This window comes from Denitratisoma oestradiolicum (assembly GCF_902813185.1).
In the GTDB taxonomy this organism is placed as follows: Bacteria; Pseudomonadota; Gammaproteobacteria; order Burkholderiales; family Rhodocyclaceae; genus Denitratisoma; species Denitratisoma oestradiolicum.
The window spans coordinates 1,725,032-1,739,228 of sequence record NZ_LR778301.1 but is presented as its reverse complement, the minus strand read 5'-3'; the positions used below and the strand labels follow the sequence as shown (position 1 = coordinate 1,739,228).

8 protein-coding genes are annotated in these 14,197 nt (G+C 67.2%); 1 reads left to right on the top strand and 7 read right to left on the bottom strand.

What is annotated here, in order from left to right:
• Positions 1–2: 2 nt before the first annotated feature.
• From DENOEST_RS07980 to DENOEST_RS07970, 3 genes are read right to left on the bottom strand one after another with little or no spacing between them, the layout of a single operon-like run.
• Entirely contained in the window at positions 3–449 is a 447-nt protein-coding gene (locus tag DENOEST_RS07980) for a bacteriohemerythrin (protein WP_170228044.1), read from the bottom strand.
• 54 nt (positions 450–503) lie between these two features.
• A complete protein-coding gene (locus DENOEST_RS07975; protein WP_170228043.1) occupies positions 504–1,322 on the bottom strand; it encodes a pseudouridine synthase in 819 nt (272 codons plus the stop codon).
• A gap of 2 nt (positions 1,323–1,324) precedes the next feature.
• The gene (locus tag DENOEST_RS07970; protein ID WP_170228042.1) at positions 1,325–2,605 is read right to left on the bottom strand and encodes an alkaline phosphatase family protein; all 1,281 of its coding nucleotides are present in this window, start codon (positions 2,603–2,605) and stop codon (positions 1,325–1,327) included.
• A 104-nt stretch (positions 2,606–2,709) separates the two neighbouring features.
• Here DENOEST_RS07970 and DENOEST_RS07965 point away from each other — a divergent pair, with 104 nt between their 5' ends.
• The gene (locus tag DENOEST_RS07965) at positions 2,710–3,600 is read left to right on the top strand and encodes a 23S rRNA (adenine(2030)-N(6))-methyltransferase RlmJ (RefSeq protein WP_145768886.1); all 891 of its coding nucleotides are present in this window, start codon (positions 2,710–2,712) and stop codon (positions 3,598–3,600) included.
• 25 nt (positions 3,601–3,625) lie between these two features.
• Here the strand turns inward: DENOEST_RS07965 and recD are convergent, their stop codons facing one another.
• From recD to rmuC, 4 genes are all read right to left on the bottom strand, one after another.
• Complete coding sequence (gene recD, locus DENOEST_RS07960) at positions 3,626–5,425, bottom strand: exodeoxyribonuclease V subunit alpha (RefSeq protein WP_145768885.1); 1,800 nt, start codon at positions 5,423–5,425, stop codon at positions 3,626–3,628.
• A gap of 28 nt (positions 5,426–5,453) precedes the next feature.
• Positions 5,454–9,023 (bottom strand): exodeoxyribonuclease V subunit beta, encoded by a 3,570-nt coding sequence (gene recB / locus DENOEST_RS07955; RefSeq protein WP_145768884.1) that lies wholly within the window; start codon positions 9,021–9,023, stop codon positions 5,454–5,456.
• Positions 9,020–12,196 (bottom strand): exodeoxyribonuclease V subunit gamma, encoded by a 3,177-nt coding sequence (recC, locus tag DENOEST_RS07950; protein WP_170228041.1) that lies wholly within the window; start codon positions 12,194–12,196, stop codon positions 9,020–9,022. Before recC ends, recB begins: the two co-directional genes overlap by 4 nt.
• Positions 12,197–12,752: 556 nt before the next feature.
• Positions 12,753–14,177, bottom strand: coding sequence for a DNA recombination protein RmuC (gene rmuC / locus DENOEST_RS07945; protein ID WP_145768882.1), 1,425 nt, complete (start codon positions 14,175–14,177; stop codon positions 12,753–12,755).
• Positions 14,178–14,197 lie beyond the last annotated feature (20 nt).

Here is a 14,197-nt window from a genome sequence, read left to right as displayed (position 1 = left end):
CTTCAAGGTGCAAAGCTTCTGGGTTTTTCTGCCAAAAGAGGCCTGTACTGCATGTCCTCTTTCACGATGTGGTCCAGCAACCAGTGACGCAGCAGCGCAATCAGGTTCTCCCTGACCCCGTCAGGTAGCCGGGCGGTGGTAGGGCACTGGGTCTGGTCAATTTCCTGAATAGGTTTTGTTGCCTGGGCCAACTGCTCGATCAGTTCGAGATGGGCATGCTTGTGCAGGTCATACTTGGCGTAGCTCAGGGTGATCATCATGCGCTCCTCCATGGCGAAATGCGCATGGGTGTAGTCCCGCAATTCATCAATGACTTTTTGCAGATCGGCCATGGGCAGATCGCTGGTGAGCGCCTGTTGCGTAGTATTGATGAGTGCTATGAGGTGCTGGTGATCGGAGTCGATCCAGTCGTTGCCGACACTCAATCCATCGCGCCAAAGGATAGTCAAGTTGTTCTCCTTACATTCCAGAAAAGTTCCCTGAACCCGATCGAAGGGCCGAGCTCAAAATCCCTCGCCCCCCCCCAGGTAGCGCCACTGCCCCACAGGCAGGTCCCCCAGGCGCAGGCGGCCGATGCGGACCCGCTTCAGGCCCAGCACCCGCAGCCCCACCAACTCACACATGCGGCGGATCTGGCGCTTTCTGCCTTCCTTGAGCACAAAGCGCAACTGATCGTCGTTGAGCCATTCCACCCGGGCCGGACGCAGCACATGGCCGTCCAGGGAAAGACCGTGATTGAGCAGGGCCAGACCGTTTTCCGCCAGCCGGCCCTCCACCCGCACCAGATATTCCTTCTCCACTTCGGAGTCGTCGCCGATCAACTGCCGGGCCACCCGTCCGTCCTGGGTCAGCACCAGCAGGCCCGTGGAGTCGATGTCCAGCCGCCCCGCCGGCGCCAGGCCCCGCAGGTGGGCGGGATAGAAGCGTTGCCCCTGGTCGCCGGACCAGTGGCTGCGCTCGGAGATCAGGCTCACTGCCGGCTGATGGCCATCCTCGGCCTGGCCGGAGACATAACCGATGGGCTTGTGGATCAGGATGGTGACCCGCTTGGACTGGCTGAGCTTGGCCGCGCCGGCCAGGGTGATCTCGGCATCCGGCAGCGCCCGGGTGCCCAGCTCCGTGACCCGCTCGCCATTGACAAAGACCAGGCCCTGCTCGATATAGCCGTCGGCCTCCCGCCGGGAGCACAGGCCTCGTTCCGCCATCAGCTTGGAAATGCGCACGCCCGCCGGGTTGGTTTCCGGTGAGGGAGCGGGTTTTCGTTCGGGCTGGGGCGTGGTGGATTTCACCACCCGCAGCCGGCGCTGAGGTTTGAGGTCCATGATCATTTCCGGTAGGGCAGCGGCGGCAGGGCCGGGCCCTCGCCGAAAACATCCCGCAGGGGACGCAGGTTGGCAAACTCGCGCCGGGCCTCCTCGGCCAGGCGGGCATCGGGTTGGGCGTCCACATGAACCGCGGCGAAATCCCGGCGGAAGGTTTCCAGGGCGCCATAGCGCTCCAGGAGCGTGGCCAGCACGTTCAGATGATCGATGCGTTCCTCGTGGCTGCCCGGGATCACCTTGCCCTCTGGGCCATAAAACAGGGTCAGGACACGGTCGGTGCCGTACTGGTAACCCACAGTCTTGCCTCCCATCATCCGGCCGATGGCCTGGTCCGCGGGGCCGCTGCCGTTTTCCAGATCGGTGAAGCCGTCCTCGTCGGTATGGATGATCAGCAGGCTGTTGTGCTCTCGCGCCCAGCGGGCATAGGGCTCGATATGGGTGGCCAGCCACTGGTCCGCGGCGGCGATGCTGCCGGTATGGGCATTGGTATCGTTGGTGGGCACGACGATGGACAGCGTGGGCAGATGTTCATAGCCCCGGGGCCGGCCCTCGGCATCCACCGCAAAACCGGGGAACTTCCTGCCATCGGGAGTCACGGTATTGACCATGGCCAGATTGCTCTCCACCGGCAGCAGGAAGCGCTGCCGCTCCTGCGCCACGGGCCTGCCGTTGAAATTGATCCAGTTGATGCCCGGATTGTGGCGTCGGGCATAGCCATCAATAGCCCCCGGTGGGTTATGGGCCATTTCGTCGAACAGGGGATGGGGCAAGGACTCGGAAAAGGTCGCGTAAGTCAGGCCCCGGGTCAGGATGGCCGCGCCCAGGTTGGGGGTGGCAAAGGGTCGCATGGCCGCCGGGATCATGCTGTTGGAGACGCCTCTGGGCGTGTCCGCCAGGGGCGCCGCCAGCTTTTCCCCATAGAGGTCGTGCAGCACCTTGCCCTTGTAGGGAGAGTTTGGCTGTTGGAACCAGTCGGGGCGCATGCCCTGGTCGTTGCCGGAAAGGAAGTAAAGGTAATTCACCTGGCTGCCCCGGGTCGGCAGGGGATGCCTGAAGCCCCTGGGCGTGATGCCGTAGGGGGACTCGGCGAAATAGGCCCGGGTCATCAGGGCGCTGCCGGCAGCCAGCCGGTTCAGCCAGGGAGCGTCCGGATTGCCGATGAAGTCCTGGAAGGACTTGTTCTCCAGGATCACCACCACCGTATGATTGGGCATCCAGCCCGCCATCGCCTGGGTGGCGCCGGCCAGGACGGCGAGCAAAATCAGTCGGCAGAATTTTTTCATGAGCAAGCGCATTCTGTTCCGTTGAAGGGCGGCAAGGATAACCCTTTCCGGCGGGCCTGGCCGTGATAGTGTAAGGCCCCTGTTTTGTTCGCCCCTGTCGCCCGATGCTCAGTTATCGCCACGCCTTCCATGCCGGCAACCATGCCGACGTCCTCAAGCATTTCGTCCTGGTCCAGTTGCTGCGCCATTTCAACCAGAAGGACAAGCCCTACTGGGTGGTGGATACCCATGCCGGCGCCGGCCTCTACGATCTGCAATCGGTCTATGCCAGCAAGAACGCCGAGTTCTCCGGCGGCATCGGCCGGCTCTGGGAGCGCAAGAATCTGCCCGCCCCCCTGGCCGACTACGTGGACCAGGTGCGCCATTTCAACCCCGACGGCCGGCTGCGCAATTACCCGGGCTCCCCGGCCCTGGCCCTCTCCTTGATGCGGGAGGCCGACCGGTTGCGGCTCTTCGAGCTGCACAGCACCGATGCGCGGGTCCTGGCCGACACCCTGGGCCGGGCCTTTCCGGGCCGGGAGAAGCATTACGCCCTACGCCAAGCCGACGGTTTTGCCGAACTCAAGTCGGTGCTGCCCCCGCCGCCCCGGCGCGGCTTCACCCTGATGGACCCGGCCTACGAGGACAAGCGCGACTACCTGCGCGCCCTGGCCGCCGTGAAGGAAGGCCTCGCCCGCTTCGCCACCGGCACCTTCGCCCTCTGGTATCCCCAGGTGCAACGGGGCGACTCCCGCCAGTTGCCGGAAAAACTCAAAAAACTGCCCGCCAGTTGGCTCCACGTCAGCCTCACCGTCCAGGCCCCGTCGGAGGACGGCTTCGGCATGCACGGCAGCGGCCTGTTCATCCTCAATCCCCCCTGGACCCTGGCGTCCACCCTGAAGGACTGCCTGCCTCTGCTCACCGAGGCCCTGGCCCAGGACGATCAGGCCCGCCATCAACTGGAACTCCAGGAAACCGCCCCGGCTCCGACCCGGCCAAAAAAGAACTCTGCATGAGCCTGTCCGATCACGGCAACATCCCTCACTTCAACCGCCCCGCCAACCCCGAGTACCTTGCTATCCCCTTGCCACAAGCGTCCCGCAGCGCACCTGGGGTCGCCCATAGGGAAACCTGCTGTTTCGCCCGCGTGACAGCGGTGTACACCAGTTCCCGGGTCACCAGAGGTGAGGGCTGGTCCGGCAGGGCCAGGAGCACGGCGTCGAATTCGGAGCCCTGGCTCTTATGCACCGTCAGCGCCCAGGCCGGGTCAAAGGCAGGCAGACGGTGGGGTGGAATGGCGCGCAGGCCGTCATCCCCCTCGAACCAGACCATCAGCTCACCATGGCCGTCCGGCGCAGCTATGCCGATGTCACCATTGAACAGTCCCAGGGTGTAGTCGTTGGCGTTCACCATCACCGGGCGGCCGGCATACCAGGGCTGGCGCTGGCCGTGACCGAAGCGCTGGCCCAGTGCCCGTTCTATGGCGGCGTTGAAGCGGCCCACACCCCAGGGACCCTGGCGGTGGGCGGCCAGCAGGCGGAAGGAGGCAAAGCAGCGATGTAGTTCCGAAGGTGGGGCACCACTGACCACAGCATCGAGATAAGGGGCATAGCCTTCCAGGGTGCCCTGCACCAGGGCTTCGGCAACGGGCGTTTGTTGCCACTGAAGGCCATCGGAACCCTCAGTCAACAAGGCCACAGTACCATCGCCATCGCCATTCCGTAGACAGCGGGCAAGCCGGCCGATGCCGGCCATGCCGCCGAAGCGAAAACTGTGGCTCAACTGGCCGTAGCCCGACGCCAGGATGCCGCCGCTTCCGGCGGCAAAGCACAGGTCGGCAAAAACGGCGCCCGCCTCCACCGAGGCCAGTTGGTCCCGGTCCCCCAGCAGCACCAGCCGGGCCTGGGGCGGCAGGGCCGCCAGCAGCTTGGCCATCAGGGCCAGGTCCACCATGGAAGCCTCGTCCACCACCAGCAGATCCACGGCCAGGGGATGACCGGCGTGATGCCGCGCCCCGCCGCCGGGACGCAGGCCCAGCAGGCGATGCAAGGTACGGGCCTGATCGGGAATCAGGGCGGCCACCTCGGGCGCCAGGGACAGACGACGCTTGGCCGCCCCCACGGACTCCTGCATGCGGGCGGCGGCCTTGCCGGTAGGGGCGGCGAGGAGGACGCGCAGGGGAGCCCCCGTTCGAGCTAAGGGCGCCACCGTTCGGGCTGAGCCTGTCGAAGCCCCCGCGACAGACTCGGAAGCCGTTCCCCCCTGGGTGCATTGACCAATGGCCAGGGCCAGCAAGGCGGCCAGGGTCGTGGTCTTGCCGGTGCCGGGGCCGCCGGAGATCAGGACCACCCGCTGCCGCGCCGCCAGGGCCGCAGCCTGGCGCTGGCCGGCGACGGCCGGATCGGCGGCATCGAACAGGGCGTCGAGCTGCCGGGCCAGCAAGGCCTCGTCCACCACCAGGGGATCGCTGGCCCGGCGCGCCAGTTCGGCGGCAACATGGCCCTCGTCGCGCCAGTGACGGGCCAGGTAGAGGCGACAACCGTCCAGCACCAGGGGGGCGCTGCCGTCGCCAACGCAGGCCGGATGATTCCGCACTGCCTCCTGCCAGGCCGCCAGGGAAGGGGCGATCCAGTCCCTGTCGAAAGGCAGGGGGCCATCGGCCATGGATGCCAGATCGGCACAGACATGGCCGGCGCCGGCCAGGTGGCTGACCAGGGCAGCGCCCAGGACCACGGCCTCATCTTCCCCGCCCCAGCGGGCCACCGCCCGGGCGAAATGCAGGTCGATGGCCTCCAGGGCGCCGCTGCCGGCCAGGGCTTCGAGGCGTTGCAGGACGGTCATGGGGAAACCTTTCCGTGGTTTTGGCCGTTCACGCAAACCACCTTTCCTGCCGGGTCAGGCAGGCGTCCACCCGCTCCACCAGGGCCTGATCGGGCTGCCAGCGGAACACCCCGGCGTCAGGCAGGCCCCGCAGAAACAGGTAGAGGACGCCCCCCATGTGGCGGGCATAGTCGTAGTCGGGCCGGCGCAGCTTTTGCAGCCGGTGCAGGGCCACGGTGTAGATCAGGGACTGAAGGTCGTAGCCCGATTCGGCCATGGCGGTGGCCAGGCCCTCGGGCCCGTAGTCGGTACGGCGGGAACCGAGCCAGTTGGATTTGTAGTCCAGCAGCCAGAGCCGATCTTCATGCTCGCAGGCCAGATCGATGAAGCCCTTCAGGAAGCCCGCAGCCCGGGCCGGCTGGAGCCGGGCGACACGGCGGTCGAGATGCCCGTCGGCCCCCTGCCCCGGTCCGATGGCGGCGGCCAGATCCTGAGGATCGGGAGCGGCAATGGGAAAGAGGAATTCCAACTCCCGCATCTGCCGGCCCGGCGGGAGCTGGTTCAGACGCAGGCCAGCCCCCAGATCGGCCTCCAGGGTCGCCATCACCAGCCGGGCAGCCTGGGGTGCCCAGCGTTCGTCGATGCCGAACTGGCGCAGGGCGGCGGGCACGGCGGCGGCATCGAAACGGGCGAAGTCGCCATGCTCGAAAAGAAAGTGCAGAGCCGAGCCCACCTGGGCACCCCGGGGAAAGTCGGCGATCCCGGCCGCGTCTTCAGCCGTCTCATCGGCCACCGCCACGACAGCGGCATCATGATCGGGCCGTTCGCTGCTCACCATCTCGGCTTCGGCGCTGCCCATCCAGCCGGTAAAGCTATGGCTGAGCCAGCGGGGGGCGATGCTGCCGGTGAAAGGCCGGGCGGCCAGCCCGGTTTCCACAGTGGCCGGCCGGTAGGGTTCACCCGTCGCAGTCGGCAGATTGTTCACGGCGATGGCCGGACATTCAACCCGAAGGGCCTCCAGGTCGCGCTTCAGGGCGGCATCGTCACGCTTGGCAAAATCCTCAGGATCGGCGCCGTGGAGCAGCCAGGCCAGAGCCGACATTTCGGCATCCTTGACGGCCCCCCAGGCGATCACGCAGCGCTGTTTGGCCCGGGTCAGGGCCACATAGGCCAGGCGCAGCAATTCCTGGCGCCGCTCATCCTCGGCCTCGGCAGCATGGGCCTGTCGTTCGGCGGAACCGAAATCCAGGGCGGCCCGCCCGCCCTGGGCCGGGTCGTGGAACTTGAGGGGGCCAATCCGCTCCCGGGGCTTGCCGCCGTCCCAGAGGAAGGGGCAATACACCAGGGGATATTCCAGGCCCTTGCTGCTGTGAATGGTGACGATCCTCACCAGTTGCTCGTCGTTCTCCAGGCGCAGCAGCCGGGCTTCGGCATCGAGACCGTCGCCCTCCCCCTGGCGCTCCTCGGCGATGCGGGCGGCCAGACCGTCGGCGGACAGTCCCTCGTCGTGGGCCAGTTGTTGCAGCAGTTCGGAGAGATGCTGGAGATTGGTCATCCGCCGCTCGCCATCGGGCCAGGCCAGCAAGCGGGGAGCCACGCCCTCCTGCACCAGCAGGCTGCGCCACATGACGACGAAGCCCCGCTCCCGGCACAGGGCATTCCAGTCGTGGAAGCGGCGCAGTTCCCGCTCCCAGGCCTCGCCGTCCTGCTCCAGTTCATGCAGTGCGGCACCGTCCCGGCCCAGCAGGTCCGTGGCCAGGGCCGCCTTGACCAGACCCAACCGGCCCGGTTCGGCCACGGCCAGCAGCAGGCGCTCCACCTCCATGGCCTCCCGGCTGTGGAACACGCTCTCCTGGCCGTAACGGACGCTGGCCACATTGAGGGCGACCAGGGCATCCCGTACCCGCTTGCCCTGGCGATGGCCCTTGACCAGCACCGCGATGTCGCCGCCGCAAAGGGGCCGACCCGCCACCGTGGCCTGACCCCGGGTGGCGAGATTGAGCAGTCGGGCAATGTCGGCGGCCACGGCGGCGGCGATGCGCTCGTTGGCGGCACCCTTGCTCAGGGGCTTGTCACCTTCGCGAGGCAGGAACCAGATATCGAAGGGTCCGGCTTCCGCGCCGTCGATCAGCAGGGGCGGCTGTTCCGCCGGCACTGCGGCCACCTCCACGAAGCCCAGGCGCGGATCCAGGAAGGGCTCGGACTGGCGAGCGAAGAGCGCGTTCACCGCCTGCACCAGGCTCGGCACCGAGCGCCGGTTGGTGGCCAGTGCCCAGGGCTCCCCGGCCTGTTCGCGGGCCTCCAGGTAAGTTTGCAGGTCGGCACCACGAAAGCCGTAGATGGCCTGCTTGGGGTCGCCGACGAAGAACAGGGAATGCCCCCCCTGGCGGAATACCCGCTCGAAAATGGCGTACTGCACCGGGTCCGTGTCCTGGAATTCGTCGATCAGGGCGGCGCCGTAACGAGTGCGCAGGCTTACCGCCAGGGCCTCGCCGCCGGGACCGACCAGGGCCGACTGAAGCGCGTTCAACAGATCGTCGAAGGACAGCCGGTTGAGGCTGGCCTTGCGCTCGGCCAACAGGGTTTCGCAGCCTTGCAGGGCGCGCAGCAGCAGCTCTCCCAGGCGCCGCTCATGGGCCTGCTCCACCGCCAGGACAGCATCGCGCAGGGCTTCCAGTTCCAGGAACAGGGGGTCCTCGGGTGGGGTACCGCCCTTGGTGGTGCCCTTGGCGAGTTTTTCCGGAGTAAAGAGTTCCAGGGACTTGAGAGGCGGATCATCGACGGCACCGGCAAACCATGCATCCAGCTTGGCGGCATTCTGGGCGATCTGGGCCGGCTTGTAGCTGGTCTGGCTGAGCTTGGGCCACTGGCTGAGACGGGCCACGATCTCGCCACCCCTTGCCCGCCAGGCCTCGCCCACGGCGGCGAAATGCCGGACCAGGGTGGCCGCAGCATCGGCATCCCAGGGAGGGGGCGGCAGATGATCCAGATAGGGCTTGCCCAGATGGGGCCGCAGGGCAGTCAGCAGCGCCTCGGGACCGGGCAGGCGGCCCAGCAACCAGCCTGACCAGGCAGGATCGGCCCCGTCCAGTTCCCGGCGCCAGAAGTCCCGTGCCGCCTCCCGCAACAGCACGGCCTCGTCGGCCATCAGTTCCGCGTCAAAGGGCTGGCCGCTCTCGAAGGCCCGCTCCGCCAGCGCCCGCTGGCAGAAGCCATGGATGGTGTGCACGGCGGCCAGATCGAAGCTCTCGATGGCCAGGGTCAGCAGGGCCACGGCTCGATCGGGTTCGATCGCTGTCAACAGGGCCGACAACACCGGATCACCCACAACCCCACCCTCTCCCTGCCCCTCTCCCTGAGGGAGAGGGAAGTCTGCTTTCCGCGCCTGGAAAGCACTGCGGGCTTCCACCAGCCGCTCCCGGATGCGTCGCCGCAACTCCGCCGTGGCGGCCTTGGTGTAGGTGACCACCAGGATGCGCTCCACCGGCAGGGCCTGCTCCAGCACCAGGCGCAAGTAGAGAGCGGCGATGCTCCAGGTCTTGCCTGTGCCGGCACTGGCCTCGATGGCCTGGAAGCCGGCCAGGGGAACGATGGCGGGATGGAGGGGGCGGATATTCATGCCGTTTTCTCCAGCGCCGCGAACAGCGGTTCGAAGACCTGCCGGGCCAGAGCCTGGAACTCGTCGCCGAAGGGATCGCAGCCGGCGAAGGCCAGATCGAAATAGGGGTCGGTGTGCTCGGTCAGCTCCGGGTTGAAATCGCTGAACCACTGTCCCTGCCAGTTGGCGGCACTGTCCTTGACGAAGGCGCCGGAGGTCTCGGGAAAGAAGGGTAGCAGCTCGTTGCCGGCCCGTTGCGCAAGCTGAAGCAGCACGGACAGTTGTGCGTCGGCATCCGCCACGGGCCCCAGGGTGGTGCTGCCATCCAGACAAAGCAGCCGGCTGCGGGGTTGGATATCGGCGGGGGTTGCCAAATGCAGGATCAGGTGGCGCACCCAGAGGGCCAGCAGATCCTTGTTGCGAGTGCGGCCGGGACGCCAGGCCACCAGGCCGTCGGCGCTGAGCTGGGTGAGCTGCCCGGTGAGGGCGATGCCGGCGAAGGCGAGGTCCACCGGCTGGGGGGGCAGCATCCCGGCCCGTACCTCCTCCACCCGGCGCGCCAGGGGCGCGAGGGCCGACCAGCGGGCGCGGAAGATGGACTCGCCGGCGCCACCATGGGGCAGATCGCCCCGGGCACGGGCCAGGGCATGGACGCTGGCTTCGCCCATGGCGTGTCGGTCCAGGATCAACTGGTCCAGGCCGTAGCGCTCCAGACCATCGAGGACGAAGGGTTCGGCGGAGTTCACCAGTCCCTCCCCGGCTTCCAGATGAATGCCCAGGCGGCCCCGCAGCAGATGCCTGGCCGGGTTTTGCAGCAATCGGATCAGGCCATCCAGGCTGGTTTCGGCCATGGCTTCCGGCCCGGGGGGCAAGGGGGCGGCGAGGAAAGGCCGCCCTGCCCTGTCGTCCTGACGCCGGGCCGCCGCGGCGCGGCTGGCGGCGGCGTATTCCTCGGCATAGCTGGCCGGGCCGCTGCCGTCGAAATAGCGACGGCTGAAGGCTTGCAGGGGGTGCACCACGGTGATGGCGGCCGGGTCGCCATAGCCCCGGGCGATGCTGTCCAGGAGTTCGCTGACCAGGGTGGAGGGCGGCAGTTCGCTGTTGTCCCGGATGCTGCGCCCCAGGTAGCTGATGTGCAGCACCTGGCGCACCGAGAGCAGGGCTTCGAGGAAGGCGTGACGGTCCTCGTCCCGGGCGGAGCGGTCGCCGGCCCGGGGGTGGGCGGCTACCAGATCGAAGCCGGGCAGCGCCGGGTTGCGGGGAAATTCGCCATCGTTCAGGCCCAAGAGACAGAGCACCTTGCAGGGCACGGCGCGATGAGCGCGCAGGGCGGCGAAGGTGACGCCGCCGCCGCAGAAGGCCCAGCCCGGCGCGGTGCTTTCCAGCGCTTCATCCAGGGCACGGCGCAGCACGGCCAGGGGCATTAACTCCTGGCAATCCGCAGCGTCAGCTTCGACCGCCAGGGCTTCCAAGGCGCTGCGCAACTCCTGGGCGGCGATGGTGTCCCTAGGGTCCTGCTCGACGTCAAAAAAGCGCGGCAACAAACCGGCCAGATAGAGCGACCACTCGGCCAGGGAGCGGGAACGATTGAGTTCCCGGTGGGCCTGGAACAGGGCTTCGCCAAAATCGATCAGGCGACCCAGCACGGCCACCCCGCTACCCTCGATATCGGCGGCGGGCAACAGACCCCGGAACAGCTCGCCATCGGCGGGCAGGGCCACCCCCAGCAGCAGGCGCTCAAAACCGGCGCGCCAGCTATGCTCATCACTGGCAGGCAGCCCCTCGGCGGCGCGCCAGTCGGCATCCACGCCCCAGCGGATGCCGGCGGCCCGCACCCAGTCACGCACCTGTTCCAGGCGAGCTTCGTCCAGGCCGAGGTGGGCCATCACAGGAGGCTGCTCTATGAAGCCCAGCACGGCAGCGACTTCGAGGCGCCCACCAGCCAGGTCCAGCAGGGCGGCAAAGGACCGCTGCAAGGGCGCATGGGCCGCAGGCGGACGGTCGGCGATGGTGAAGGGAATCCGGCGTCCGGGGAGCTGGGTGGCGAACTGGGCTTCCACCAGGGGCGCATAGGCCTCGATGTCCGGGGCCAGCACCAGCACGTCGCTGGGCCGCAGTCCGGGGTCCGCCTCGAAGAGCGCCAGCAGGCGATCGTGGAGCACCTCCACCTCCCGCATGGGGCCATGGCAGACATGAATCTGCAAGGAGCCATCGACCGGCATCGCCCCGGGGGCCGCCGGTTCCCGCAGATCAAGCATATCGGCCTGGAGCCTTTGCAACAGGGTGGAGGCGCCCTGCCCGTCCGGTTCGGTGAAGGCCTCCTCCATCAGGGCCGCATCGCTGGCCTGGTCGAAAAACTGGCGCGCCACCGTGCCCAGGGAACCGAGCAGGCCATGGCCCGTTTCCAGATGGATGGCCGCCTCGGGCTGGGCCAGGGCGGCCAGGGCCTGGACCCGGCGGGCGACGATATCGCCCCAGTATTCGCGGCAGGGATTGAGCAGGTAGAGAGTGACATCCAGATGGCGGCCCAGATCCCGGAACACCTCGAAATGGGGTGGCGCCATGGCGCCGATGCCGAACAGGCTGATGCGCCGGGGCAGTCGGGCGGCCCGGGCCGGCTCGGCCGCCAGGGCGGCGAGGAAGGCCTGCCGGGGATGGGCCTCGGGCAGGTCGGGCAGCTCGGCCAGCAACTCCTGCCAGAGCCTTGCCTGCCAAGCTTCATGGGGGCCCAGGCCACGGTGGCGGCCGGCGCTCCAGTCCGCCAGCCAGTCGGGTCGATAGGCCAGGTAGGTCTCGAACACCGCCGCCAGCTTGCGAGCCAGACCATCCCGGCGCAGGGGATCGTTGCCGGCAAGGTAGTGACCGAGAGGCGCGAAGACTTCTTCCTCCCTGGGCTGGGCCAGCATCCTCAGCAGGCGCCAGTGCAGGCGCCCCGCCGCGAAGGGCGAGGACCTGGGCACGGCGGGCAGCACCCGGCCGAAGAGTTCCCACAGGTAGCCGGCAGGAAAGGGAAAGCGCAGCTGCGCGGCGATACCCAGTTCCTCGGCAAGGTAGAGCTTCAGCCAGCGGGCCATGGCTTCGCTCTGCACCACCACTACCTCTTCCTGGAACAGGCCGGGTGGGTCCGCCCGCAGCCCCTGGGCCAGGCGACGGGCAAGGACTTCCTGGCGGTTACCGTGGATCAGGGTGAACATGGGCGGGGTAGCGTGAAACGCAGAACAATTCCATGGAACCTCACAAATACACTCCTCGTCATTCCGGCGTAGGCCGGAATCCAGTGGGCCGCCGGTCTGGACCCCGGCCTGCGCCGGGGTGACGGATTTCATCATTCGGGGTGGCGCCTGCTGCCATGACCGTTAGCGTGAAAAAGCGACAACGGAGTCAAGTGTAACCGTCGAGCGTAGCGAGCTGATCAGTAGCCCCGCCCTGGGAAGGGGGCGTAGGCGGGGTTGCGCGAAGCACTGCTTCGCGCCGCCGAAGCCGGCCGGCTGTGCAAAGCCGGCCGTGGAACGGGGGTGGGGGGCGTTCAATTCGCCTTTCGCGTATTTCAAGGACTGCGGCGAAAAAATGGTTTCCATGCGCGTTAGAGCACGAGCATCAGCAGAGCGCAGACGACGGTAACGGAGTAAAAGACGGCGGCATCGACATTGAGGGAATGGGGGTTCATGGTGATCTCCAGGTCAGGGTCAGGAGTCGCCATGATGCGGACCTCTCTGGCTCATGACGTGAGCCAGAAGGTCAAGCGGTGATTCAGTCGGTGGCTTCCGGCGCCTGGAGGGCCCGGGGCAGGGATTCGATCTGTTTGGCCTCGCGGATGTCCTTATCCTCCCCTACGGCCTTGAGATCCCGGAAGCGGCGGGCGCTGATCAGCACCCTGGATTCCAGGGAGGCCACAGCCTTGTTGTAGGACCCCACCGCGTTGCCCAGGTGGCGCCCCACGTCCCCCCAGTGGTCGGCCAGGACGGCAATGCGGTCGTACAGCTCCTTGCCCAGGGCGCTGATCTGCTGGGCATTGTCGGTCAGGGCTTCCTGTTGCCAGCCGTAGGCCACGGCCCGCAGCAGGGCAATCAGGGTGGTGGGAGTGGCTAGGATCACCTTCTGCTCGACGCCGTACTCGATCAGGGCGGGGTCGGCCTCCAGGGCAGCGGAGTAGAAGGTCTCCCCAGGCAGGAACAGCACCACGAAATCCGGCGAGGGCTGGAACTGCTCCCAATAGGACTTGCGCCCCAGCTTGGTCAGGTGGTCCCGCACATGGCGGGCGTGGTCGGCGATCTTGTGCCGGCGCTGATTCTCGTCCGTGGCTTCCAGGGCTTCCAGATAGCCGGCCAGAGGCGCCTTGGCATCCACCACGATGTTCTTGCCGCCGGGCAGGCGCACCACCATGTCGGGCCGCAGCCGGCCTTCCTCGGTGTCGGTGCTTTCCTGCTCGTGAAAGTCGCAATGATCCAGCATGCCGGCCATTTCCACGACGCGCTTCAATTGCAGCTCCCCCCAGCGACCCCGGGTGTGGGGCGCCCGCAGGGCCTTGACCAGATTGGCGGTTTCCGCGCGCAGTTCCCCCTGGGTGTCGAGCAGGGACTTGACCTGCACGGTCAGGGATTCGTAGGCGCCGACCCGGGCCTTTTCCACTTCCTGGACCCGCTGCTCGAACTTCTCCAGGCTCTGGCGCACCGGGGTGATCAATTCGACAATGGCCTGCTGGCGTTTTTCCAGATCTCCCTTGGCCCCTTCCTGGAAACCTTGCAGACTGGTCTTGGCCAGCTCCAGGAAGGACTGGTTGTTGCGTTGCAGGGCCTCTGCCGAGAGGGCCTGGAAGGCCTGGGAGAAGGACTGGCGCGCCTGTTCCAGCACCGCCAGTTTTTCGGCCGCCACCGCCCTTTCCTTTTCCAGATCCGAGTGCAGCGCACCAGCCCGCTCCCGCAGGGCTGCGACTTCCTGTTGCTGGCGCTCCAGTTCGGCGCGCAACTCCGCCGACTGCTGCTCGAAACCACTGCGGGCTTCCCGCAATTCCTGGTCCCGGGCCACTACCCGCTCCGTCAGTGCCGCCCGCTCCGGCTCCAGCTCCATGCGCCCCCGCAGACGGGCCTCCTCGAACCGACCACGCAGAAACAAATAGGCAACACAGGCCCCGAGCAGAAAACCAAGCAGCAGAGAAAGGGCAAGGACCGAATTCATGAGGATTCCAGAGGCGATAC